The 24,440-nt window shown below is 59.6% G+C and carries 22 protein-coding genes and 1 pseudogene; 15 read left to right on the top strand and 8 right to left on the bottom strand.

Features of this window, described 5'->3' with window-relative positions; genetic code table 11:
• Positions 1–27: 27 nt before the first annotated feature.
• The 4 genes from AC13QY_RS00485 to AC13QY_RS00470 all read left to right on the top strand — a co-directional run bounded on the left by AC13QY_RS00485 (position 28) and on the right by AC13QY_RS00470 (position 5,336).
• Positions 28–1,623, top strand: a complete 1,596-nt coding sequence (locus AC13QY_RS00485; RefSeq protein WP_145634731.1) for an ABC transporter substrate-binding protein — start codon at positions 28–30, stop codon at positions 1,621–1,623.
• Between the two features lie 68 nt (positions 1,624–1,691).
• Positions 1,692–2,768 carry an S-methyl thiohydantoin desulfurase family protein gene (locus AC13QY_RS00480; protein ID WP_113329331.1) on the top strand — a complete coding sequence of 359 codons (1,077 nt, stop codon included), beginning with the start codon at positions 1,692–1,694 and terminating at the stop codon, positions 2,766–2,768.
• Complete coding sequence (locus AC13QY_RS00475; protein WP_113350864.1) at positions 2,765–4,303, top strand: hydantoinase/oxoprolinase N-terminal domain-containing protein; 1,539 nt, start codon at positions 2,765–2,767, stop codon at positions 4,301–4,303. The genes AC13QY_RS00480 and AC13QY_RS00475 overlap by 4 nt, the downstream gene beginning before the upstream one ends.
• Before the next feature lie 88 nt (positions 4,304–4,391).
• Positions 4,392–5,336 (top strand): isoaspartyl peptidase/L-asparaginase family protein, encoded by a 945-nt coding sequence (locus AC13QY_RS00470; RefSeq protein WP_113350865.1) that lies wholly within the window; start codon positions 4,392–4,394, stop codon positions 5,334–5,336.
• 31 nt (positions 5,337–5,367) lie between these two features.
• Here AC13QY_RS00470 and AC13QY_RS00465 read toward each other — a convergent pair whose 3' ends face one another.
• Both AC13QY_RS00465 and AC13QY_RS00460 read right to left on the bottom strand, forming a co-directional pair.
• Positions 5,368–5,913 carry a GNAT family N-acetyltransferase gene (locus AC13QY_RS00465; RefSeq protein WP_113329328.1) on the bottom strand — a complete coding sequence of 182 codons (546 nt, stop codon included), beginning with the start codon at positions 5,911–5,913 and terminating at the stop codon, positions 5,368–5,370.
• Positions 5,914–6,216: 303 nt separating this feature from the next.
• A complete protein-coding gene (locus AC13QY_RS00460) occupies positions 6,217–6,918 on the bottom strand; it encodes a FadR/GntR family transcriptional regulator (protein WP_113350866.1) in 702 nt (233 codons plus the stop codon).
• Positions 6,919–7,057: 139 nt separating this feature from the next.
• Between AC13QY_RS00460 and AC13QY_RS00455 the strand changes: the two genes are divergently transcribed.
• The 3 genes from AC13QY_RS00455 to AC13QY_RS00445 are packed head-to-tail and all read left to right on the top strand — an operon-like array spanning position 7,058 to position 9,260.
• Positions 7,058–7,321 carry a hypothetical protein gene (locus AC13QY_RS00455; RefSeq protein ID WP_210248386.1) on the top strand — a complete coding sequence of 88 codons (264 nt, stop codon included), beginning with the start codon at positions 7,058–7,060 and terminating at the stop codon, positions 7,319–7,321.
• Positions 7,318–8,352, top strand: coding sequence for an MFS transporter (locus AC13QY_RS00450; RefSeq protein ID WP_210248387.1), 1,035 nt, complete (start codon positions 7,318–7,320; stop codon positions 8,350–8,352). Before AC13QY_RS00455 ends, AC13QY_RS00450 begins: the two co-directional genes overlap by 4 nt.
• A gap of 11 nt (positions 8,353–8,363) precedes the next feature.
• A complete protein-coding gene (locus AC13QY_RS00445) occupies positions 8,364–9,260 on the top strand; it encodes a dihydrodipicolinate synthase family protein (RefSeq protein ID WP_113350867.1) in 897 nt (298 codons plus the stop codon).
• 13 nt (positions 9,261–9,273) lie between these two features.
• Here the strand turns inward: AC13QY_RS00445 and AC13QY_RS00440 are convergent, their stop codons facing one another.
• Complete coding sequence (locus tag AC13QY_RS00440) at positions 9,274–10,020, bottom strand: FadR/GntR family transcriptional regulator (RefSeq protein ID WP_113329324.1); 747 nt, start codon at positions 10,018–10,020, stop codon at positions 9,274–9,276.
• Positions 10,021–10,145: 125 nt separating this feature from the next.
• Here AC13QY_RS00440 and AC13QY_RS00435 point away from each other — a divergent pair, with 125 nt between their 5' ends.
• From AC13QY_RS00435 to AC13QY_RS00425, 3 genes are all read left to right on the top strand, one after another.
• Positions 10,146–11,867 (top strand): IlvD/Edd family dehydratase, encoded by a 1,722-nt coding sequence (locus tag AC13QY_RS00435; protein ID WP_113389503.1) that lies wholly within the window; start codon positions 10,146–10,148, stop codon positions 11,865–11,867.
• A gap of 444 nt (positions 11,868–12,311) precedes the next feature.
• Positions 12,312–12,938, top strand: a complete 627-nt coding sequence (locus AC13QY_RS00430; RefSeq protein WP_113350869.1) for a GNAT family N-acetyltransferase — start codon at positions 12,312–12,314, stop codon at positions 12,936–12,938.
• Positions 12,939–13,157: 219 nt separating this feature from the next.
• Entirely contained in the window at positions 13,158–13,841 is a 684-nt protein-coding gene (locus tag AC13QY_RS00425; protein WP_162748764.1) for an LLM class flavin-dependent oxidoreductase, read from the top strand.
• Here AC13QY_RS00425 and AC13QY_RS00420 read toward each other — a convergent pair.
• On the bottom strand, positions 13,838–14,386 hold the full coding sequence (locus tag AC13QY_RS00420; protein WP_069610031.1) for a cupin domain-containing protein: 549 nt from the start codon (positions 14,384–14,386) through the stop codon (positions 13,838–13,840). The genes AC13QY_RS00425 and AC13QY_RS00420 overlap by 4 nt on opposite strands.
• A gap of 143 nt (positions 14,387–14,529) precedes the next feature.
• Between AC13QY_RS00420 and aptA the strand changes: the two genes are divergently transcribed.
• From aptA to AC13QY_RS00405, 3 genes and pseudogenes are all read left to right on the top strand, one after another.
• On the top strand, positions 14,530–15,864 hold the full coding sequence (gene aptA, locus AC13QY_RS00415) for an omega-aminotransferase AptA (protein ID WP_113351070.1): 1,335 nt from the start codon (positions 14,530–14,532) through the stop codon (positions 15,862–15,864).
• A gap of 66 nt (positions 15,865–15,930) precedes the next feature.
• Positions 15,931–16,435 (top strand): annotated as a pseudogene (locus AC13QY_RS00410) (MDR/zinc-dependent alcohol dehydrogenase-like family protein); the annotation flags it as partial.
• A 468-nt stretch (positions 16,436–16,903) separates the two neighbouring features.
• The gene (locus AC13QY_RS00405) at positions 16,904–17,509 is read left to right on the top strand and encodes a hypothetical protein (protein WP_113329322.1); all 606 of its coding nucleotides are present in this window, start codon (positions 16,904–16,906) and stop codon (positions 17,507–17,509) included.
• Between the two features lie 508 nt (positions 17,510–18,017).
• Here AC13QY_RS00405 and AC13QY_RS00400 read toward each other — a convergent pair.
• A complete protein-coding gene (locus tag AC13QY_RS00400) occupies positions 18,018–18,956 on the bottom strand; it encodes a GlxA family transcriptional regulator (protein ID WP_113329321.1) in 939 nt (312 codons plus the stop codon).
• A gap of 195 nt (positions 18,957–19,151) precedes the next feature.
• Here AC13QY_RS00400 and AC13QY_RS00395 point away from each other — a divergent pair, with 195 nt between their 5' ends.
• Positions 19,152–19,946 (top strand): SDR family NAD(P)-dependent oxidoreductase, encoded by a 795-nt coding sequence (locus AC13QY_RS00395; RefSeq protein WP_113389504.1) that lies wholly within the window; start codon positions 19,152–19,154, stop codon positions 19,944–19,946.
• Positions 19,947–20,189: 243 nt separating this feature from the next.
• On the top strand, positions 20,190–21,254 hold the full coding sequence (locus AC13QY_RS00390) for a glycosyltransferase (protein WP_488492666.1): 1,065 nt from the start codon (positions 20,190–20,192) through the stop codon (positions 21,252–21,254).
• A 51-nt stretch (positions 21,255–21,305) separates the two neighbouring features.
• On the opposite strand, the gene AC13QY_RS00385 is transcribed toward AC13QY_RS00390, so the two are convergent.
• The 3 genes from AC13QY_RS00385 to AC13QY_RS00375 form a co-directional block, all read right to left on the bottom strand.
• Positions 21,306–22,571, bottom strand: coding sequence for a glycoside hydrolase family 5 protein (locus AC13QY_RS00385; protein ID WP_113350872.1), 1,266 nt, complete (start codon positions 22,569–22,571; stop codon positions 21,306–21,308).
• Positions 22,572–22,647: 76 nt separating this feature from the next.
• Positions 22,648–23,130 (bottom strand): YybH family protein, encoded by a 483-nt coding sequence (locus tag AC13QY_RS00380; RefSeq protein WP_113350873.1) that lies wholly within the window; start codon positions 23,128–23,130, stop codon positions 22,648–22,650.
• Between the two features lie 17 nt (positions 23,131–23,147).
• Complete coding sequence (locus tag AC13QY_RS00375) at positions 23,148–24,386, bottom strand: YbfB/YjiJ family MFS transporter (protein ID WP_488492665.1); 1,239 nt, start codon at positions 24,384–24,386, stop codon at positions 23,148–23,150.
• Positions 24,387–24,440 lie beyond the last annotated feature (54 nt).

Genomic DNA, 24,440 nt, shown 5'->3' with positions numbered 1-24,440 from the left:
GTTCCCGCATCAAAGAGGAGAACTAGAATGAAGATGGGTTCCAGAAATCTGCGTCTTTCCACGCTTCTGCTTGCGAGCGCCTTGGCGTTGCCGCTAACTTCGGTTGCTGCATCGGCGGCCGACAAGGTGTCGATTGCCGTCAACACGATGCAGATTTTCAGCTCGCTCGATCCGGCCAAGGTCACAGACTACACAGGCTATATGGCGATCGTGAACATGTATGACGCGCTGACGACCGTCAGCCCTTCGGGCGAGATCGTGCCCCATCTGGCAAAATCCTGGGATATCTCCCAGGATGGGCTGACCTACACCTTCCATATTCGCGATGACGCCAAGTTCCAGGATGGCACGCCGGTCAAGGCCTCCGACTTCGTCTGGTCTATCCGGCGCCTGATCGGCATCAATAAGGGGCCATCGAACCTCGTCGTCGGCCTCGTGCAGCCCGACAATGTCACCGCGTCCGATGACAAGACCGTCGTCGTCAGGCTCGATCGCCAGTTCTCGCCGTTCATGGCCGTGACGCCGCTGATGATGGCGCTGAACGAGAAGCTGATCGAAGCCAATTCCAAGCCGGACGACAAATGGGGCGAAGCCTATGTGGGCGAGCATTCGGCCGGCTCGGGTCCCTACAAGCTTGTTAGCTACAATCGTTCCGCCGATATGGTGATCGCGCGCAATCCCGATTACTTCCTAGGCTGGACCAAGGGAACGCCGATCGACGAGGTGCGCTTCGTCCAGACGAGCGACGACGCCACCGTCAAGGCGCTTGCCGAAAAGGGTGAGCTCGGACTTTCTTCGCATGGTCTCGGCAACGACACCTATGAAACCATCGGCAAGATGCCGGGCTACAAGCTGCTCCAGTCGACGACGGCCGGCGGCTTCGTCATCAAGCTGAACAGCAAGGTCTATCCGACCGACGACGTGCATGTGCGCCGGGCAATCGCCTATGCCACCGACTACAAGACCATTCAGGAAGCGATCTATCCGGGCTTCGACATGACCGGCCCGCTCTCGACCGTGTTCAAGGATGCGCACAACGACGATATCCAGCCCGGCGTCTTCGACCTCGAAAAGGCGAAGGAAGAGCTCGCCAAATCCAAATATGCCGGTCAGAAGATCACGCTGGTTAACAGCTATGTCGCCTCGCTCGCTTTCGAATCCGAAGTGGCGCTGCTGATGCAGGCCAATCTCGAACAGATCGGCATCACGCTCGACATCAAGCCCGAGCCTTGGAACCGCATCGTCGAGCTCTCCTCCAAACCCGAGACCACGCCGGCCTCGACACAGGTCAACATCTCGCCCAACTACCCGTCGCCGGATGCGATTTTTTATAATCAGTATCATTCCAAGGCTTCCGGCACGTGGATGTCGATGGAATGGCTGCAGAATCCCGAGGTCGATGCGCTGATCGACAAGGCGAGGTCGACCACCGATATCAAGGAGCAGAACGCGACCTACAAGGAGCTGCAGGTCAAGCTCGCCGAGCTGCAACCCGACGTATGGGCGGTGTCGCCAAACCGGCGCTATGCGGCGAACAAGTGCCTTCAGGGCTATGAGTTCATTCCCATGCAGAGCTGGGATCTGAACTTCTCGAACTTTCATTGGGACTGCAAGGCGAACTGACCTTCGCCTGCACATGACATAGACCCGGCCCCATTCGGGGTCGGGGGAGCTACTGCCGAAGGTGAAACATGCTTCAGGAATTTTCCGAAGACAATATCGAGCCGCTCGCAACGGGAGCCTGGATTCTGGGAACCGGCGGCGGTGGCAATCCCTATATCTCGACTCTTAACCTTCGAAGACTCTATGCCGAGGGGCGTCGCGTGCAGGTGATGGATCCGATGGCGCTCGATGACGACGATATGGTTGCGGTCGTCTCGAAGATGGGCGCGCCGCTGGTCGGGCAGGAGCGTCTCAGCGATCCCGTGCATCTGGCGCGCGCCGTCGAGGTCATGGAGGATTATCTCGGCAAGCCCTTTCGCGCGATCATGAGCGTGGAGATCGGTGGTTCGAATGCGCTCTCCTCTTTTCTCGCCGCCGCGATGCTGGGCCGGCCGGTCGTCAATGCCGATGCGATGGGACGCGCCTATCCCGAGGCGCAGATGACCTCCTTCGCCATTGGCAATCTGCCAATGTATCCGCTTTCCCTCGTCGACGTACGCGAGAATGAGGTTATCGTCACGAAGGCCGCATCCTGGAAATGGATGGAGCGAATTTCGCGCAAGGTCTGCACGGAGGTTGGCTCGACTGCCGCCACCTGCAAGGCGCCGCGCACCGGCCGCGAGGTGAAGGAATGGGGCATTCATTACACCATAACGAAGGCTACAGAGCTTGGCCGCGCCGTCATCGAGGCGCGTGCCCGTCATGACGATCCGGTAAAGGCAGTTCTCGATCATGAGGGCGGCAAGCAATTGTTTCGCGGCAAGGTGATCGACGTGGCGCGCGAAACCACAGGCGGCTTCCTTCGTGGGCGAACCGTGATCGAGGGCATTGACACCGACAAGGGCTCCCGAATGGAGCTCGCTTTCCAGAATGAATGGGCGGTCGCTTTCCGCGATGGCGAGCCGGTGGCAATGACGCCGGATCTCCTTTGCCTGCTCGACACGATTTCCGGCAGTGCCATCGGCACGGAATCCGTGCGTTACGGCCAGCGCGTGACCGTGGTGGCTCTTCCGGCACCCGAACTCCTGACCTCGCCTGCCGGGATCGCTGCGGTCGGTCCTCGTGCCTTCGGTTACGACATTGAATTCAGATCGGTATTCGCATGAAACGCATCGGTATTGACGTTGGCGGCACTAATACGGATGCCGTTCTGATCGACGGTGAGACGATCATCGCTTCCATCAAGGTTCCCACCACGCAGGACGTCATGTCAGGCGTGAAGTCGGCCTTGAGCCATGTCGCCGGCCATGCCGGCGCGTCCAGCCGGCCGATCGATGCCGTCATGATCGGCACCACGCACTTTACCAACGCGGTTGTCGAACGGGCGCGACTGGAAAGGGTGGCTGCGATCCGCATTGCACTCCCGACCGGCGCTTCCCTGCCGCCGATGTGCGATTGGCCAAACGACCTGCGCGCGGCAGTCGATCCGCTCATCTTCATGGTTCATGGCGGTCATGAATATGACGGCAGCCCGCTCGTGCCGATGATCCCCGACGAGATCCGCGAAGCCGCGATGCAGATCCGCGATGCCGGCATCACGTCGATCGCGATATCCGCGACCTTCTCGCCGCTGACCACCGAATGCGAGGTCAAGGCGGCTGAGATCGTTCGGTCGGTGATCCCGGATGCGAGGATCACGCTGTCTCATACTCTCGGTCGGATCGGTCTGCTCGAGCGCGAGAATGTTGCACTTCTCAATGCGGCGCTGCAGTCGCTCGGCAGGACCACGGTGCAGGCGTTTTCGGACGCGCTGCGCGAAGCAGGTGTTGCCGCACCCTTTTACCTGACGCAGAACGACGGTACGGTGGCGCTGGCAGATGTCGCGGCCGCCAATCCGGTTCACAGCTTTGCCTCCGGTCCGACGAATTCGATGCGGGGTGCCGCCTTCCTGACCGGCTTGAGCGACGCCATGGTGGTCGATGTCGGCGGTACCACTTCGGATATCGGCTGCCTCGTCGGCGGCTTTCCGCGCGAGGCCAACAATATCGTCCACATCGGCGGCGTGCGCACCCTATTCCGCATGCCCGATCTTCTGCCGATCGCCCTTGGCGGCGGAACGATCATCGATCCGGAAACTGGCAAGATCGGCCCGCGTTCGGTCGGCTATCGCATCCTGACGGAGGCACGCGTCTTTGGCGGGAACACCCTGACCACCTCGGACGTCGCCGTCGCCGCCGGTCTGATCGAGATGGGAGACAGGGATCGCGTTCGCGATCTCGATCCGGCCTTCGTTAAGGCAAGCCTTGAACGAATCCGCGATATGGTGACGGACAGCTTCGACCAGATGAAGACGTCGGCAGAGGACGTACCGCTGATCGCCGTCGGCGGCGGCGCCTTCCTGATCCCGGAAAAGATCGCGGGAGCTTCCGAAGTTCTGCGTGTCGAAAATGCAGGCGTTGCCAATGCGCTCGGCGCCGCGATGGCGCAGGTGTCGGGCGAAGTCGACCAGGTGTTTTCGGGGTTGAGCCGCGACGAAGCCATCGCCAAGGCAGAAGCGGAGGCGCAGGATGCAGCCGTTGCTTCCGGTGCGAGCCAGGAAAGCGTGAAGACGCTCGAAGTCGAGGATATTCCGATTGCCTATCTTCCCGGCGGAGCGCGCCGCGTAAGAGTAAGGGTCATCGGCGATATCGCCTTCAACTGAAATGGCGTCCCGATCAGGGTGATCGGGCGTTGGTGAGGAGAGCGGTGTTGGGCATAAAGGTTGCACCGGCGCCGGATCGGAGTGGAAAATGACGAAGATTGCGCTGGCTATTCACGGTGGCTGCGGTGTCATGCCCGAAGACAGCATGACGCCAGAGGAATGGGAGGGCGCGCTCCGCGACCTAGCTGCCGCTTTGCGTGCAGGCTATACACGGTTGCAGGCCGGTGACAGTGCGGTCGATGCCGTCGAGGCAGCTGTCGTGATCATGGAGGACAGCCCGCATTTCAACGCTGGCCATGGCGCAGCGCTCAACGAAAACGGCGTGCACGAGCTCGATGCCTCGATCATGGATGGGACGACGCTGGAGGCGGGCGCCATCAGCGCCTCTCGCGCGATCCGCAACCCGATCAAGGCTGCCCGCGCATTGATGGAGGATGGCCGTGCCGTCTATCTGACCGGCCCGGCTGCCGATCGTTTTGCCGAAGCCAAGGGGCTGCAGATCGAGCCGCAATCCTATTTTACTACACTGAAGCGGGTCGAGGCGCTGGAGGCGATGAAGCGCCATGCCGCTGACGGCACCGAAGGAACCGAGAACGAAAAGCATGGTACGGTCGGGGCGGTGGCGCTCGATGCCGCCGGCCATCTTGCCGCCGCCACCTCGACGGGCGGCTACAACAACAAGCCTGACGGGCGCGTGGGCGACAGCCCGGTCATCGGTGCGGGCACCTATGCACGCGACGGCGTCTGCGCGGTGTCTGGAACGGGTAAGGGCGAGTTCTTCATCCGCTATGTGGTTGGACACGAGATTGCCTCCCGCATGGCCTATCTGAAGCAGGATATCGCGACCGCGACCGAGGGGTTGATCAACCACGATCTGGCGCCGCATCAGATCGGCGCCGGCCTGGTGGCTATAGATGCTCAGGGTATTGCCGTCGCGCCCTACAATACGCCGGGAATGTTTCGTGGCTGGGTGACGCCGGAAGGCAAGGGTTTCGTCGCGACGCATGAGCGGGTCTACGAAATCGAGCTCTAAGGACACTGCGGCTTAGCACCGCGCTGTGGGTTCACGGTATTTGTCGCTCGAGCACATAGCAGCATTGAACGATGGTTTCGCTGCGCGCCCGCGAGAAAAGCTCCCTGCTGCCGACTTGGCGGAAGCCAAGTTTGGTCAGCACCCGTCCAGAGGCCGGGTTGTCGGATGCGTGACCGGATTCGAGGCTGAAGAGACCGACTTCGTGGAAGATGAAGCCGATCAGTGCCTGCGCCGCCTCGAAGGCATAGCCCTTTCCCCAGGCTTGCCTTTCCAGCCAATATCCAAGACTGCCCGCGCTGCCGACAATGCCATCGACATCGACGACACCGATCATTCTTTCCCCTTGTTCGATGGCGAAGCGATAGGCGGAGCCTTCGGCCCATTCGCGCTCATGGCTGGAAAACCAATCTTTGATATCGTTTTCGTTCGGCGGGTATGAGGCGTTGCTCAGCATGCGCGTCACAGCCCAATCGCTCTGAATTTCGGATGCGCGTTTCGTATCTGCGGCCGATGTCGGCCGCAGACGGAGGCGTGCTGTCTCTATGGAGGAGCGATGGATCGATCTTGCGGTCATCATATGAGGTGTCTTGCCGAATGAGAGATAACGACAGGCGGCGCCCGAGGGCACTATCTACGCACGAGGCGATAATGGGAACCGATATCGCGCTATTTTGTCTGGTCTCCATTTTTTAGCGTTAGACAATATATTGCCGCAATGGGCGCGCAAAAGCGCCGCCTCTTGCGGGCCTGGCCTGCAGGAAATATGGGACCGGCCGTGAGAGCGTTCCGTTTACGAGGGGCGAACCCCCTTTCGCGGTCCGGTCCTTCCCCCGTCATCCATGTCCTCACAGTCCTCGCTTTGGCGAGCAAATCTTGATGGCTATGATGCCGCCCGCTCCCGCGCGTGCCCAAGGAAGCCTGACGTCTGGTCGAGAACAGCCTCCATCGCGTGTCTGGCGGCGATACTGTCGCCTGCGGCGATTGCCTCGGCAACTGCGGCGTGGTTTTCGAGATTGGCCGCAAATGCACCGACCGTATGCGGGAAAACGGCATCGAGAATGGATTCGATCGCCTGGCGCAGGCTTTGCAGCACCGGATTATGCGTTGCTGCAAGGATCGACATGTGAAAGGCCTTGTCGGCGGCGACGGCTGCGATCGGGTCCTTCTGGTCCCGTTCCATGCGGCGATAGATGTCGAGGATCGCCTGACGTTCCAGATCGGTTGCCCGCAATGCCGCCAGCGCGGCGGCCCCAGGCTCGATGATCTTGCGGGCCTCGGCAAAAGCCATAAGCTCATCGTGCGAGATCCGTCCGCGCGACAGCCATGCGATCAATTCCCCATCGAGCCATTGCCATCGCTCTCGCGGCTCTACTCGCGTGCCCGTGCGCTGCCTGACGGTCACGAGACCCTTGGCCGACAATATCTTCGCCGCTTCACGTACGACCGTGCGACTGACGCCAAATTCCTGCTCCAGTTCGCCTTCCGAGGGAAGATAGGCGCCGGGGAGGATCTGTCCGGACGCGATGCGGATGCCGAGGGCCTCCACGAGGGCTGTCGTCCTGTTCGGCTTTGTCTTCGTCATGCGTCGGTCCTTCGCCTCCATCGCCAACGAGACCAACCAGAATGCGGTGACAAAAGCAAATAGCTTGTTGCACCCTACAAACATCATATGTTAAAGGTATGATGTTTGTAGGGTGCCGATGAGTGTCGTGGAGGGGGAAATGAATTTCGATACCAATGCGGAGGCGGTCCGACGCATCAATCTGCGCATCCTGCCGTTCCTGATGCTGCTTTATCTCGTCGCTTACATCGACCGGTCGAATATCTCCGTCGCCGCGCTCGGAATGAATGAGGAGCTGGGCCTGACGAGCCAGATGTACGGGCTGGCGGCCGGCATATTCTTCGCGACCTATATCGTCTTCGAAATACCGAGCAGCTGCTGCTGGCCCGGTTCGGCGCACGCCGCTGGATTGCCCGCATCATGATCAGCTGGGGCATCATTGCTGCCGGCATGGCATTCATTTCCAGCGCCTATCAGCTCTATGGAATGCGCCTCCTTCTCGGGGCGGCCGAGGCCGGCTTCACGCCGGGCATCATCTACTATCTCGCGAAATGGTATCCGTCGCGCGACAGGGCGAACGCCATGTCCTTCTTCTATATCGGCGCAGCGTTCGCATCGGTCATCGGCTTGCCGCTCTCCGGCCTGCTGCTCAATGCGCACGGTATTCTCGGCCTATCGGGATGGCGCTGGGTGTTTCTGATCGAAGGCATTCCCGCCATCCTGTTGGGCTTCGTCGTGTTGAAGTTCCTGCCCGATCGCCCGCGAGACGCAACATGGCTCACGACCAAGCAGCAGGATGGCCTCGAGCGAACCATCGCCGCCGAGGAGGAGAAGGCGCCTGTCCCGCATCATGCATCCTGGAGTGCCGCCTTTTCCAACACTCGCGTCTGGATGCTTGCCGTCTTTTGGCTGCTTCAGGCCTTCGGGACGATCGGCATCACGCTTTTCATGCCGCTGATCGTCAAGAGCCTGTCCGGCGGCGGCAATCTGGCGGTAAGCCTGCTTTCGGCGGTGCCGTTTCTGGCTGCCTGTACCTTCATGTTCTTCAATGGCAGGCATTCCGATCGAACCGGCGAGCGCGCGTTTCATCTCGGGCTTCCGCTCGCCCTGGCCGGTGTCTGCCTTCTCGGTGCGACCCATGCCGGCGATCCACGGCTGTCCTACTTGCTGCTCGTCCTTTCGGTGGCACTCAACTGGGCGGTTATTCCGATCTTCTGGGCTGTCACCACCGAGTTCGTCTCGGGGATTGCGGCGGCCGTATCGATCGCGCTCATCAATGCACTGGCGAATGTCGCAGGCCTCGCCCTGCCGCCGGTGATCGGCTGGATCAAGGATTCGACCGGAAACTATGATGTGGCGCTGACGCTGGTGGCTGCCGCCTTGATCGCGGGTGGCCTCCTCGGCATCGCAATCGCCCGCAAAGGTGCGCCGGCCCTTCGGCTTTCTAAACAATAAGGCGAAACGAGATGGCGTTCGAACCTGAGAAACTGCACGGTATTCATGCGATCCTCTACGCGCTCTTCGATAAGGAGGAAAAGCTCGACAGGTCGGCGATGAAGCGGCAGACCGAGATTTGCGTGGCGGCAGGCGTGCATGGGCTTGCCGCGCTCGGCCTTGCTACGGAGGTCTTCAAATTGACGGCCGCCGAGCGCCGGACCGTGATGGAATGGCTTGCCGAGGACAATGCCGGCCGCCTGCCGCTCGCCTTCACCATCTTCGGCACTTCGGTTGCCGAGCAGGTCGAGCAGGTGCGGCACGCCGAAGCCGTTGGCGCTGACTGGGTGATCCTCCAGCCGCCACCGGTCGGCACTTTCGGCGTGGGCGAATATATTGGCTTCTTCGGCCGCGTCGTGGATGCGACGAACCTGCCGGTGGCGATCCAGAATGCCCCTGCCTTTCTCGGACGCGGCCTGACGGGACCGGATCTCGCGGCATTGCGCGCTGCCCATCCCAATGTAAAGGTGTTGAAGGCGGAGGGCTCGGCCATCGAGATCAAGGCGTTGATGAAGGCGATCGGCGAGGGCGTGCCTGTTTTCAACGGTCGAGGTGGCCTGGAATTGCTTGACGGGCTGCGGGCAGGCTGTGCCGGCTACATTCTCGCTCCCGATCTCATCGACTATGCGGTCGACGCATACACCGCCTTTCGCGCTGGGAATGAGGTCCGTGCCGAGGAAATCTATCGTGCCATGCTCCCATCCGCCGTTGCCGTCATGCAGGGGATCGAGCACCTGATGTGCTACGGCAAGCGGCTGTTTGCCGAGCGGGCGGGGCTCACGGTTCGCGATCGCGCGCCTGCCATGCGTCCGACACCGTTCGGCGAGGAACTTGTCGCCTTGCATGCTAAGAGGCTCGGATCTTTCTGAAGCCGATCTGCTTCTAATTTTCGGATTGCGGCAATTCCAGCTTCTGGACCTCCAGCGCCTCGCGCAGGAGGTTCTTCATCTGCTCGGCAGCGCCCGGACCATCGGCGCCGGCAATGGCTTCATAGACATTCTGGTGACGGCGTATCCAGCGTTCGTCCTCCTTTGCAGTCCGTTGCAGCCCCGCCTTGAACACATGCTTCAGCCCCACTGAGATCAGCGACCCCAATGCCAGATAGAAGGCATTGCCGGTCGCTGCCAAAATGGCGGTGTGAAATGCGAGATCGTGCTCGATCTTTTCGTCCGCGGTCGAGGCGAGGGTCATGCCGAGCAAGGCATGTTTCATTTTCTGTAGCGTCTGCGGCGTCGCACGCGCGGCGGCAAGCTCCGCCGCGGCCGGCTCGAAGGATTGCCTGAGTTCATAGAGATCGATACGTGCCCTCTCGCTGCCGTTTTCCGCGCCGAGCCTCCATGCGAGGACCTGCGGGTCAAGCAGCAGCCATTCCGAGTGATCGGTCACTCTGGTGCCGCTTCTCGGGCGGCTTTCGAGAAGGCCCTTGGCCGACAGGATCTTGATGGCTTCCCGGATGACGGTACGCGATGTCCCGAAATGATCGCAGAGCTCCTGTTCCGTTCCGATGGAGGCTCCGGCCGCAAGTGCGCCACCGACGATCCGCTCACCCAGCGCGTGCACGATCGCGTCGTGGTATCTCTTGTTGGTGCCGAGGCTTGCATCATCGGCGTCCGAAGTCATTCCGGCCATCTGCCTTTCCCAAAAATCGAGACATGTCTAGCGTCTTCAGCCTGTGGTCACAAGCGCTACCGCGCTTGACCGCTATGGCTTATTTGTATAACAAAAAAATAAATTATAATACAAAAGAGGCAATCATGACCAAGGATCCAAAGCGGCGGTCGCAGGCGTGGTTCAGCGGAGTGGACAAGGATGGCTTCATCCATCGCTCGTGGATGAAGAATGGTGGCCTGCCCGATGATGTGTTCGACGGCCGCCCCGTCATCGGCATCTGCAATACGTTTTCGGAATTTACGCCCTGCAACGCGCATTTCCGCGAACTGGTCACGCATATCAAGGCCGGCGTCCTGGAAGCCGGCGGATTGCCGCTTGAATTTCCGGTCTTCTCCTGCGGCGAGTCCAATCTGCGGCCGACTGCGATGCTCTTCAGGAATCTCGCTTCCATGGATGTCGAAGAGGCGATCCGCGGCAATCCCATGGACGGCGTCATCCTGATGGCCGGCTGCGACAAGACCACACCATCGCTGCTGATGGGTGCGGCAAGCTGCGATCTGCCGACGATCGTCATTTCAGGCGGGCCGATGTTGAATGGTAATTTTCGCGGCAAGCCGATCGGCTCCGGCACGGACGTCTGGAAATTCTCCGAGGAAGTGAGGGCAGGCACCATGAGCCGGCAGGAGTTCATGGATGCGGAAAGTGCCATGTCACGCTCGCCCGGCCACTGCATGACAATGGGAACGGCCTCGACCATGGCGTCGATGGTCGAAGCCCTCGGCGTTGCCCTGCCGACCAATGCGGCATGGCCTGCCGTCGATGCCCGACGGGCGCGGCTTGCCCGGATGACCGGGCGCCGCGCCGTCGCGATGGTCAAGGAAGATATGCGGCTTTCGAAGGTTCTCACGAGGCAGGCGTTCGAGAATGCCATCAAGATCAATGGCGCGATCGGCGGATCGACCAATGCCGTCGTTCATCTGCTCGCCATCGCCGGGCGTATCGGCGTCGACCTGTCACTGGAGGATTGGGACAGGCTCGGGCGCGACGTGCCGACGATCGTCGACCTCATGCCGTCGGGCAAATACCTCATGGAGGATTTCTGTTATGCCGGCGGCATTCCCGCCGTGATGAAGGAAATTTCCGACCTCCTCCATCTCGATGCACTCACCGTATCGGGGGGGAGCGTCGGAGATAATATTGCCGATGTCGTCAACCGCAATCCGGACGTCATCCGCAGCCGGTCAAATCCGCTCGTCGACAGCGGGGGAATTGCCGTCCTCAAGGGCAATCTTGCGCCTGATGGGGCGGTGCTCAAACCATCGGCCGCATCGCCGCATCTGATGCGTCATCGCGGCCGCGCCGTCGTCTTCGAGACTATCGAGGATTTCCATGCCAGGATCGACGATCCGAACCTCGATGTCGATGAGAATTCCGTTCTCGTGCTGAAGGGGGCCGGTCCGCGCGGCTATCCCGGCATGGCCGAGGTCGGCAACATGGCTTTGCCAAGCAAACTGCTGGAGAAAGGCGTACGCGACATGGTGCGCGTTTCCGATGGCCGCATGAGCGGCACGGCCTACGGAACCGTGGTGCTGCATGTATCGCCGGAAGCCGCCGCCGGCGGTCCGCTGGCACTCGTCGAGCAAGGGGATTTCATCGCACTCGACGTCGAGGCCCGCACATTGGTTCTCGACGTTCCGGACCATGAGCTTGCACGGCGGCGCGTGGCCTGGAAGGAACCGGTGCCGGAAATGACCTCAGGATACCAAGGCCTTTACGTTCGAACGGTCATGCAGGCCAATACCGGCGCCGACCTAGATTTCCTGGTCGGCGGACGCGGCGCCAAGGTTCCGCGCGAGAGCCACTAACTCATTTCATTCAGAGCGAATATGCCTACGTTCCTGGGCATCGCTATTCTTCATCGGTTACTTCATTTTCGAGGTGCGGAGCAATCTTCTGCTGACTAGGTTTGGTGCGAATAAACGGGTCGCGAATATCCAGGCGTCTGTGGCTCGATCTCCCGATGTTCTCTTGTATGCCGCGAAACAGGGCGGTGAGCTGGTGCGCTTGTGCGGCTCTTTGGTTGCATAAATTTGACAATATAATCTATAATTTTAATAGACAAAAGAATCGGGCAACGATGTTTCAATCATCGACCGCACAATGAAAGATCGTGCCGTGCGAAGCGCACCATCGATCATGCATGCTCTGCCTGCGAAGCGCTGAGCGGAGTTTGCAGAGTGGTCGGCAAGATCGGCGATCCTCACGATCGATCCCGGGCAGCCTTCAGAACATTGTTTGGAGGCATATGCATGAACGATATCATAGTCCGGTCGTCATTGCTGGACCCGGCGGCGGAACCGCTGATCGATGGTCTTGCCAGCGAGTATGATAGCAGATATGGCGCCGTCAGCCGCCCGGGCGGCGCGCGAGCGGAAATCATGCGTTATCCGAGTGCGCTGTTCGCCCCGCCGCTTGGCGATTTTCTCCTGCTGCAGCGCGACGGTCAGACCATTGCCGGCGGCGCCTTTATGAGCCACGACGACGAAACCGCTGAGTTCAAGCGGATATGGGCGCATCCGGATCTCCGGCGTCAGGGACTGGCACGCCGCATCATGATCGCGCTCGAGGAGAGTGCCGGGCAACTCGGCTATAACAGGGCCTACCTTAGCACCGGCTTTCGCCAACCGGAGGCCGTGGCCTTCTATCTGTCGCTCGGTTATCGCCCTCTTTTCGACCCGACCGTCGACCCGAGCCTCTATCGCTCCCTGCCGTTCGAAAAGCATATCGGTAAAAAGGCGGGAGCACCCGGTCTGACACCGATCTATCCGCCTGCCGCCTCCTTTGAGGAGGCTACGGCGCGCGTGACTGCGCTCAAGGCCGGGCAGGAGCAGCAGATTATCGCCCGCCTGGCGGCTCACGAAACCTCCGCTGCGTGACGGGCATGGCGTCTCCGATGGCTATCGGCAGATCCTGACAAGAAATCGGATCTGCCTTCGAGTTCCACAATATCGCGAAACAGGACTTCACATGACGCATCCAAATGGTCTCAGGGTCGGCATCGGATTAGATGTTGCCGCGCAAACCGCAATTCGCGCGACGCTCAGAAGAAATTCTGGCGGGCGCTTGTTGCGCGTTTCGACACGGTGGTCGATTTTGTGACGCTGGAAGACGGCTTTGCCCGTCTTGACGGCGACGGGCTGGATGCCGTGCTGCTTGCAAACTGGCTTGCCGCGAGCAGCAGCAATATCAGAATCATCCCCGGCGCAGCGGTCAATTTCCTCGAGCCGTTTCATGTCTCGACCGCCATCGCGACGCTGGATTTCGTAAGCGAGGGCAGGGCGGGTTTTCTGGTTCAGCATTATGATGGATCGAGGGCCGTGCATGCCCGGCAAGCTATTGGCGCCCTCAATGGCTTTCCTGCAGCGGGAAGCGCCGCCTTGCGTCAGGACGCGCTTGATGTCGTCGATGTCGTGCGGGGGTTATGGGACAGCTGGGAAGATGGAGCGGTCATTCGAGATAAGGAAAGTCAGCGCTTTCTGGATGGCTCGAAGCTGCATTACATCAATTTCAAGGGCAGTGGCTTTCAAGTTCTCGGTCCTTCGATCACGCCGCGCCCGCCGCAGGGACAGCCCGTGGTCGCGACAGCGTATCGTCATGGCGAGAACCCATCCGTGGCCTCGGCTGCCGATGTTGTCTTCCTCCATCCAGATCGCCTGGACATCGCCAATCTCATCAGGACGATCGGTACTGCGGACAAGAACAGGGTGCGGGCGTTCGTAGCCGACGTCGTGATCGATGCCGATGGTAAGCGCAGGCCATCCGGCCTACCCGTCCACTAGAAGCTGGGCGGCGTGCAGGCGCTGATGACTTCACAGGGATATGGCCCGACACAGCGGAAGCGATGCGGGCGGCGACTTTCGAAGTAGTAGGCATCGCCTGGGCCGAGAATGCGGCGTTCGTCATCCACCGTCACCTCCAGGCGGCCGGTGAGCACGATGCCGCCTTCCTCTCCCTCGTGCACCAGTGGTACCTTGCCGGTATCGGCGCCCGGCTGATAGCACTCCTTCAAGATCTGAAGGCTGCGGCCGAAGAGGTTTTCGCCGATCTGCCGATAGGAAATCGGGCCTTTGCCGATTTCGACCAACTCCTCAGCCGCGTAGAAAGCCTTTTTCGGTGCTTCCGGTTCGAAGGCGAAGAATTCGGCAAGGCCGATCGGGATGCCGTCGAGGATGCGTTTCAGCGCACCGACGGATGGATTAGCCGAATTGGATTCGATCAGCGAGACCGTCGAATTGGTAACGCCCGCGCGCTTGGCGAGTTCGCGTTGAGAAAGATTGTGCGCAAGGCGCAGATGACGCAGGCGATTGCCGATATCGACGGACATGACGGTCTCGGGTTTCAGATGTTCGAAATATCGAAAACATCTCATGTGATATAAGCAAAATCAATGGGTTAAATTCAGCAAGAAAAGGTCTTGTTCGAAACAGGAAAATCGCTGATGTCAGGGATAATGCAATGGAGGCGACCATGGACAAGATCACGCATTCCAACACCCCTGTTCTCGAAAATTTCTGGATGCCGTTCACGGCAAACCGGCAGTTCAAGGCGGCTCCGCGTCTGCTCGCAGCCGCCGACGGCATGTATTACACCGATGTCGACGGCAAGAAGGTGCTTGATGGGACGGCAGGCCTCTGGTGCGTCAATGCCGGCCATGGCCGCAGGAAGATCGCACAGGCGGTCGAGCGCCAGCTCTCCACCATGGACTATGCGCCGACCTTCCAGATGGGCCACCCGATCGCCTTCGACTTTGCGGCAAAGCTCGCTGCGCATGCGCCGGGCGGTCCGGAGGCCGGGCTCGACCGCGTCTTCTTCACAGGCTCCGGATCCGAGTCGGTCGACACCGCGCTGAAGATCGCCATCGCTTATCAGCGCGCTATCGGCCAGGGCACGCGCACCCGCATCATCGGCCGCGAAAAGGGCTATCACGGCGTCGGCTTCGGTGGAATTTCCGTCGGCGGCCTCGTCAACAACCGCCGCGTCTTCCCGCAGATCCCTGCCGATCACATGCGTCACACTCTCGATATCGAGCGCAATGCCTTCAGCAAGGGCCTGCCGGCCCATGGCATCGAGCTTGCGGAAGACCTCGAACGGCTGGTCGCGTTGCACGGGGCTGAAACGATCGCCGCCGTCATCGTCGAGCCGATGTCCGGTTCTGCCGGCGTCGTTCTGCCGCCGAAGGGCTATCTGGAGCGGCTGCGCGCCATCGCCGACAAATATGGCATCCTGCTGATTTTCGATGAAGTGATCACCGGCTTCGGCCGCTTGGGCACCCCGTTTGCAACCGAATATTTCGGCGTTGTTCCCGATCTTGTCACGACGGCAAAAGGCATCACCAACGGCACGATACCGATGGGCGCCGTTTTTGCCAGCCGCAAGATCTATGATGGCCTGATGACCGGCCCGGAAAACCAGATCGAGCTCTTCCACGGCTATACCTATTCCGGCCATCCGGTCGCCTGCGCCGCGGGGCTTGCGACCATGGAAATCTACGAGGAGGAAGGTCTGCTGACGCGTGCAGCCGAACTGGCCGAGGACTGGCAGAATGCGCTGCATTCACTGAAGAGCCTGCCGCATGTAGTCGATATCCGCAATCTCGGCCTAGTCGGCGCTGTAGAACTCGCGCCGCGTGATGGCGCCCCGGGCACGCGGGCCTACGACGTCTTCGTCGATTGCTTCCAGAAGGGCCTGTTGATCCGCGTAACCGGCGATATTATCGCTCTTTCTCCGCCACTCATCATCGAGCGCGCAGAGATCGAAACGATCGTCTCCATGCTTGGCGATGCGTTGAAGCGGGCGGTCTGATAATTTCCGGACCTGACCGGCGCGGACAGCGTCGGTCAGGCTCGACAAGGATCGCCCTGCACATGCAAGGTTGGCTTCGAACCATCGATCTTTCCAGGAGCGATCGTCTGGGCGATATGATCGCTGAAGTCATCGGCACCCATAAGGTGGATAGTGCGATCGATGCAGTCGGCTCCGAGGTGCCTGGTCATTCAGCGGCGAGCAGCCGGTGATCATGCTCAATCAAATGATGGAGACGACAGGAGCCGCCGGTTCGATCGGTATTCCCCGACTGTATGTAACGAAAGATCCCGGTGCCGTAGACAGTGCCGCGAAACAGGGCAGCCTGTCTCTGCGCTTCGGTCTCGGCAAGGCAAAGGTACTATCCTTTCATACGGGACAGACGCCGGTGTTGAAATACAATCGCCAGCTCAAGCAGGCGATCCTGCAGGACAGGCTGCCGATTGCAGATATTGTCAACTCCAGGATCATTTCGCTCGAAGATGCTGCACAAGGATATGAGAATTTCAATCGAGGTGCTGCAACGAAGTTCGTGCTGGATCCGTATGGCGAGCTGACGAAGGCAGTGTAGAGAGGAAAAACTCACAGGATCATGGAGTGATCCCGAGGTGCATACGGACCGAGCGCAGAGGTTGCTATCTCGGGCCTCGGTCTCGTAGAGGCGAATGCATAGGAGTTTGCCGGACAACAAAGTGGCGGCAAGAGCCAGAGACGGCATCAACTACCCCTCGACACGCCCGCAAGGTTTGTGCATCGCCATAGAGCATTTCCAAGCAAGGATGCACCGCAGCACGCCTTGCCGAAGTTTTCAGATCATGTCCGGAAATGGCCAATCGGGTCGGAAAATTTGCGAAAATTGAGCGTCTTTGCTCTCCAAAGGCGGCTGCAAAGGCCAGATTGTCGACAATAATGACGTATTATGTTGCCATTATACATCTATCCTTTACATATATGCGGGCATCCATGCGGAGGAGCTTCGTCATCGCTTCCTAAGCAACGGCGGCTTGACAAAGAACGCTAACCTGAAGAGATCGGATCAATGGCAAACTTTCTTGAGAAATGGACTTCAAAAAAGGCTGATAAGCCGAAGGCTGGCGCACGCAATGTTGTCGATACATTTCGTGCTCGAGTAGCGGAACAGAAGGCATATCTGGAGGAGTACGAGCGAGACGCTGCAGGCTTCAAGAAGTGGCGCTCTACTTGGTTCCAGCGTGTCCCCGGTGGCTTTGGCGTGACGGTCGGCCGCGACTCCATCAATGCCGGTCGTGGATTGAGCTACGTCGTTGTCGACACGGTCAAGGACGTGGCTGAGTTTCTCGATGATCTGGCCTTTCATGCGGAGAATGATGTCGGCTTCCAGCAGGCTCTCGAGCAGAACCGCCAACGTCGCGTCGCACTCCTGAACGCGGCAAAGACTGGAGGCAAGGCAACGGCTTCGAAGACGAAGGCGAAGGCTGCCAAGCCCGCGGCAACGGTAAAGTCGGCCGCCGCCAAGCCTGCTGCTACCAAGGCAGCACCAAAAGCTGCGGCACCCAAAGCTACCCGGACAAAGGCCGCTTCGGTTGCCGCTCCCGCACCGGCTGCTGCAGAGGCAGCAAAGCCGAAGCGCACGCGCAAGACGAAAGCTGCAGGCGCAGCAGAATAAGACTAAGAAGCCCGCTTCATGCGGGCTTTTTCTTGCCTGAGATATGCTGATGTCATCGAGGGTGTGTAGTTGCGCCATCGAACAAGCATCATGGCGGATGTATCTTCGACATTGCCGGCCCCAGGAGTTAAACTGAACCGGAAGAGAGACGCGCGCTCAATGAGGGACTATGCGGCTATTGGTGCTGACATATTGATTGGAGCTCCTAGCGCATCGGATCAACCTGCCGATGGTCGGTGATGTGGCCGACAGACCATGCAGCAATCGTTGTAGTGAATGCTTCGAGGCAGCGGCATAAGATCGCTACGGCCAAATGTGTTGAGCAGGACTTCTCCTTGAACTGAGCGATCGTGGCGAGTGGGCAATGACGCTCCGCTCGGAGAAGGTTCATTCCATGCCGTGCAGCAATCCGAAAGGAGCGGGTACAAGCCGCCCCTTTCGGTCGATCTCACCTCTTCTCGCTATGGGCCTTGATGGCGGCCGCGACTTCGTTCTTCGCCGGCTACATCTACCCGAAAGCGCGTACGTTGCGGCGGATCGTCTGCGGCGGCTGGCCCAGCACGCGCAGGAATGCGCGACGCATGCGCTCGCGATCGGCAAAGCCGACTTCGGTGGCGATTTCGTCCATCGAATGGCGGCCGTCTTCGATCATCAATCTCGCAGCCTCCACCCGCATGTTCTCGATCGCCTTGGCGGGGGATTGGCCGGTCTCGCTGCGGAAGACGCGGTTGAACTGGCGCGGGCTGAGGCTTGCCGCCTCTGCCAGCTCCTCGACCGATACGATTTTGCGCAGATTTCGTCCGGCAAAGTCGAGCGCGCGTTGAACACGGTCGGACTTCGGCTCCAGCTCGAGAAGCGTGGAAAATTGCGATTGCCCGCCGGCGCGGCGGTGATAGACGACGAGCTTTCGGGCCACTGCTCGTGCCAGCTCCTCGCCGTGATCCTTCTCGATCATCGCAAGGGCGAGGTCGATGGTGGCGGTCATGCCCGCCGATGTCCAGATGGACCCATCGATGATGAAGATTTTGTCTTCATCGACCTTCAGCGCGGGGAAGCGATCCCGCAGCTCTCGCGCAAAGACCCAATGTGTCGTTGCGCGGCGACCATCGAGCAGGCCGGCTTCAGCCAGAGCAAAGGCGCCGGTGCATGGAGCCGCGACGCGCCGGGCGGATTTTGCTGCCCGACGGATATAGTCGAGGATCGCCGGAGATGTCGATGAAACTTCCGTCGCCGCGCCTATGAAAAGAGAATCAAAGGCAGCGTCGCCAAATGCCTCCGTTTCGACACAGAACCCCGCCGATGAGCGTACAGGCCCTCCTGTTTCCGATAGCAGCGTTACACGATAGAGCTCCCTCTCGCTCGCCAGATTTGCAACCTCGAAGGCGGTCACTGCGGTAAATCCCATGACCTGAAAGCCGGGGAAGACGAGAAATCCGATGGAATGCATGGCAAAGCTCACGGCTGGAAAAGGTGCTTATAGCATTTATCGGTCGCGAACGGCATCAATTTTCTACGATTCGAGCCATTATTTACCGTTCTGAAATGTCTGAAAACGTGGTGAATATGACATTTAGGTCATCGGCATCCGCGCGTATTGTTATTGCAGCGGAATAGTGACGCCGCAGGACAAGGAATGGAAACAATGACAAATTCATCGGGCAAGGCATTGGTAACGGGCGCTTCTTCGGGCATTGGCGCCGTCTATGCGCACCGGCTCGCCCACCGGGGCTACGACCTTATTCTGGTGGCGCGCAATGAAGACCGGCTTTCGGCGATTGCGGATCGGCTGCGTACAGAGACGGGATGCAAGGTCGAAGTGATCGCCGCAGATCTCGGCTCGGCGAATGGGCTGCGGCGTATCGAGCATGTGCTGAAGACGGATGAAGCGATTACGCTTCTCGTCAATAATGCCGGCTTTGGCGGGGCGGCACCTTTGCTGGAGGCCGATGTCGACAAGATGCAGCAGATGATCGATCTGAATGTCACGGCGCTCATGCGGCTGACCTATGCAGCGGTGCCAGGCTTTGTTCAGCGTGGTGGCGGCTCCCTCATCAATATTGCGTCGATCGTCGCAATCGCACCGGAATTGCTGAATGGCGTTTATGGCGGCACGAAAGCCTTCGTCCTTGCCTTCAGCCAGTCCCTCAAGCATGAGCTGGCGGATAAGAATATTCGCGTACAGGCAGTTCTGCCCGGCGCGACTGCAACGGAATTCTGGGCGGTCGCCGGTGTCCCCGTCGAACATCTGCCATCGGAGATCGTCATGTCGACCGAGGATATGGTCGATGCAGCGCTGGTTGGCTTTGATCGGGGCGAGCTTGCGACGATCCCTGCTCTCGAAGACGTCGATTTGCAGAAGGCTTATGAAGATGCACGGCAGGCCTTGAAGCCTAATCTTTCGCGCTCTACCGCAGCTCGACGTTATCAAGTGAAGTAAGAATCTATCGAATGAATAGCGTGGCCGGCATTCACATCGTGCCGGCCGGTCATTCAAAAGCCATAAAACTGGTGAGGCTCGGAAAGGCAAGACGGATCAACAGGATCCAAGCATCGGCTGCATAGGATATCACGTAATACCACTTATGCGTCAGGATCTATCCCGGCCAGTATCGACGTCATTCATTAGGACCTGAATGAGAAGGTTCGCCGCGACCAAAGCAGATCTGCGAGGTTCAATGCGATGTATTCCATCCAAGACCGCACTCCCGTCTCCATCGTCATTGCGAACTACAACTACGCGCATTTTCTGAGGCGCAGTATCGACAGCGCGTTGGATCAGGATTACGACGATGCCGAGGTCATTGTAGTCGATGATGCATCGACGGATGCGACGGTTGACGTCATCGCCTCCTATGGCTCTCGAATAAAGACATGTCTGCGTGAGGTGAACGGTGGACATGCTGCAGCATTCAACACCGGCTTCGCATCCAGCCACGGCGAGATCGTGCTGTTTCTCGATGCGGATGATTATCTCTATCCGAATGCTGTATCAGAGGTTGTTGAAGCCTTTGAAGAGAAGACAGCCCAGGTGCAGTTCAGGCTGCATATCGTTGATGAACAGATGCATGTAAAGGATGTATTTCCGCCGGTAGAACTGCCCTTCGATTCCGGCGATGTCACTCCGGAGTTACTGCGGAAAGGCCGCTATCAGACGACGGTCACCAGCGGTCTTGCGTTCAAGCGTTCGGTGCTGGACAAGGTCATGCCGGTCCCGGAACCGGAGTTTCGCCAGGGCGCCGATGGATATCTTGCCACGGTTGCGCCGCTCCATGGCGAAGTGACCTCCATCGAAGATTGCCTCGGCGCCTATCGCATACATGGCGCCAATCATTCCGTCTTTGCCGAAAAGCTCGGTCAGCGCGCACGCTGGCGCATAGCGCATGATTTCCGCCGGTTGGAGGCCCTGTCGGATCAGGCAACGGAGATCGGATTGGACATGCCCGATGATGCCGGCCTGCGCGATCCCGTCCATCTGGAGGAGCGTCTGGCATCGCTTTGCATCGACAGGGACCAACATCCTGTTGCGAATGATTCCAGGCTCTCTCTTGCCGTGGCCGGCGCGGTTGCCAGTCTCAAGATGAATGCGTCGCGAAAGCGTCGCCTGATGCTGGCCGGATGGTTTCTTTCGATCGGTGTCCTGCCTCGGGATATGGCAAAGACCATCCTCTTGTGGAAGCTTGTGGCCTCATCCCGGCCTCCGTTTCTCCTGCGTCTCTCGAAGACCATCAGGCATGCAATGGGATAGCTGGATTCCGGGAGATATGGGGCATCTCGCGCCAATGGATCGACCGTGATCCTACTTGGCAATGCCTGATTTGCGCGAAGGTCCCATCAAGGCGTCGAGCACGGCTTGATGATGGATATTCCTGTCATAGCGGCTGTCGGTCGCAAGCTGCATCAAGCCGGCAAAGGCGCTCTTGGCGGAAGGTTTCTTGCCCTTGCCGCGGAGATAGGCGGTCAGGCGGCGATAGTTTGCATTCGTCTCGATCTCCAGCGGATTGCCGGCGCCTATTTTCTTCAATGGCCACCATGACCAGCCGATGCCGTTCTTTTCCTGCAATGCGACGGCGCGCGCGTACCACTCATTGTTGTTTTCGCCGGATTCGCCGTTCCAGAGCGGCATGTCATATTGTTCGCGCAGTTTCAGGAAGGGTTCGATCGATTCCTGCGTCGTCGGTGTCCAGTATTTGTGGAAGCTGAGCGCCGTATTGCGATCGTCGATCGGCAATATGCCGGCATAGTTATTGCCCCAGCAATTGCCCTCGATGATAAGCATATGGTTGGTGTCGATCGCGCGGATGGCGCGGATGGTGCGCTGATAGATGTCACGCAGCGGCCGGTTTTCGGTCTCGCGGCAGCCGCCCTTGTCTTTCTTGTCCTGAAAACCCCAGTTCGGCTCGTTGAGCAGATCATAGCCCGCGATCGTCGGCTCGTCCCTGTAGCGACGGGCGATCTCGCTCCACAGCGCGATCATCATTGCCTGGTTTTCGTCGCTATCCCAGAGCGACGGCTTATTCGGATTGCGATCGGAAATGGCGATGTCGTGACCCTGGCCGCCAGGTGCCGCATGCAGGTCGAGGATCAGGTACATGTCATTGGCTTTCAGCCAGCGGATCAAAAGGTCGATCCGCCGAAAGCCCTCCTCGTTCCAGACAATGTTCTTGGAGGTGTTCTTGCCGTGCTTGTCCTCGATGAACAGGTTCCAGTGCATCGGCAGGCGTACGCTGTTGAAGCCCCATTTGGCCATCGCGTCGATATCGGCTTTCGTTACCGCATTCTCGCGCCAAGATCGATAGAATTGCTCGGTCCTTTTCTCGCCGATGACTTCGGAAATGCGGCGGCGAATGATGTGCTGCGCCTTCAGATTGGAAAGCCCCATCATATAGCCTTCCTGCACCATCCAGCCGCCGAGGCCGAGACCGCGCAGGATGAGGGGATTGCCCTTGCCGTCGACGATCCAATGATGATCGGCGCGAACGAATCCCTCGGCCTGTGCCGGCGGTGCAAAAGACCCCAGGCAGAGAATGGACAGGCTGGCGAACAGCAGCAGAAAATGCCTCATGAATCCCAACTCGCGTGAAACTTTGGCGCCATGTGGGCAAGGTAGCGCGCAGAGGGCCAAAATCTCGTGCCAATATCTACGCCGGTCGCTCCAATGGCTCACCGAAGATGATTTCCTGATAGGCAGCAAGCAGGGCAGGTTCCTCAATGGAGCCGTGATGGTGGAGCTGACGCCAGACGCCGTCGATCCGGGTGAACCAGCGTGTCGTGCGGATGCGAAGCTCGATATTCCTGTCGGCGGTGACGCAACTTCCCCGCTCCCGGCCAACGAACAGATGCCAGTCATCACCGCCCTGGCTGGTAAAATCATGGAATGCGACTTGGACTTTCGCCTTTCCACCAAACAGCTTTGCATAGCCTTCACGGATCGACGGCCATCCACGCCGGATGCCGCCGATCGGATTGTCCATGCTTGGCTTGCCGCCATCGGCCCAGTTGGCGGCCAGTGCTTCCAGGTCACCGGCGTTGAAGGCGCGATAAAAGCCGATGAGCGCATCGAGTGCACCACCATTCCCCATCATGTTTTCGCTGCCGGTAATTTCAGTCAAAAGCTTTGTCATGCCATGTTCTCCTATTGTTAGGCGTCGGGACCTTGGGCATTCTCCTGAGGAGCGCGGACCAACACCGCAATGGTGAGGTCGATCGCCAAAGCGAGAACCATTGCGCCGGCTCCGATCAAGAAGAGGACCCTGTAGTTTCCGCCGGTTCGGGCGAAGATGAAGGAAAGTCCATAAGCCGCGGCCGCCTGAAACAGGGCAAAGAATACGGTTGCCAGGCTCCATGCGACCTTCTGCTGCGCCGGATGGTGCGGCAGCAATTCCGCGATCCTCCCGAGCATCAGGGGAACCGTACCGGTTACGAAGGCGCCGACGATCAGGCTTGACGCGATGAGCCAAGCCTGCCCGAGACCAAAGGTGGGAATGGCGACTGCGACGGCCTCGAGAAGGAAGGCAAACCGCAGCGCTGCGGCAAAACCCGTGCGATCGGCCAAATGGCCGGCGAGGATGGGGCCGATGGTCGCGCCGAGGCCAAACAGCACCCAGTATTCCGCGCCGACCTGCAAGCCCTCTCCCAAGCCGCGGGCAACGAAATCCACGAGGAAGATCATATGCGGAACCCAGCCGGCGGCATTCAAAGCATATTCGATGTAGAGCGCGCGCAGCGTCCAGCGTTTCGGGACATGCGTGGCATGATGGCTCGCGGCGGTGTGGCCGGCGATTTCGCGCGGCCATCCGGTCCAGGCGATGATCGTAAGCAGCAGCGATAAGGCGCCGAGGCCGAGCCATGTCTCACGCAAGCCCTGTCGCAGCAGCAGGGGCACCAATGTGCCCGATAGTGCGATGCCAGCGCCGATGCCCATGAAGATTATACCGCTGGCAAGCCCTCGGCGAGACGGTGCGATCAGCGGCAGGACGGTCGGCGCTGCCAGAACCATCAGGGCGCCGCCGGCAAGGCCGGCTGCAAAACGCCACACAAAGAACCATGGAAAGTTGACAGGAAAGGCGCAGGCGAAGAAGGCTGTCGTTGCGGCAAGCATCATGATCCTGAGCGTCAGGACCGTGGAGGCACGGGCGGCGACCGTCCGCCCGAGCAATGCGCCGACCAGATAGCCGGAAAGATTTGCGGCACCCAGATAGGCGGCCGCCGAGGCTTCGAACCAATTGTTATCGACGATGGCGGGCAGGAGCGGCGTATAGGCGAAACGGGCAAGACCGATGCCGATCAGGCAAGCGCAGAATGCCGACAGGATGGCACGCCATGCCATATGAGCATCATGATGGTTCCTGTCGGTTTCGTGCGTGGTGGTTTCGGTCATGGGAACTCTCTCAACTATCTGTGCTTGAGAGAATACGCCGCGCGTTATATCATA

It is taken from the genome of Martinezella sp. CNPSo 3795, assembly GCF_057784475.1.
Note: the sequence above shows the minus strand (reverse complement) of the source record. Positions and strands in the feature narration are given on the sequence as shown.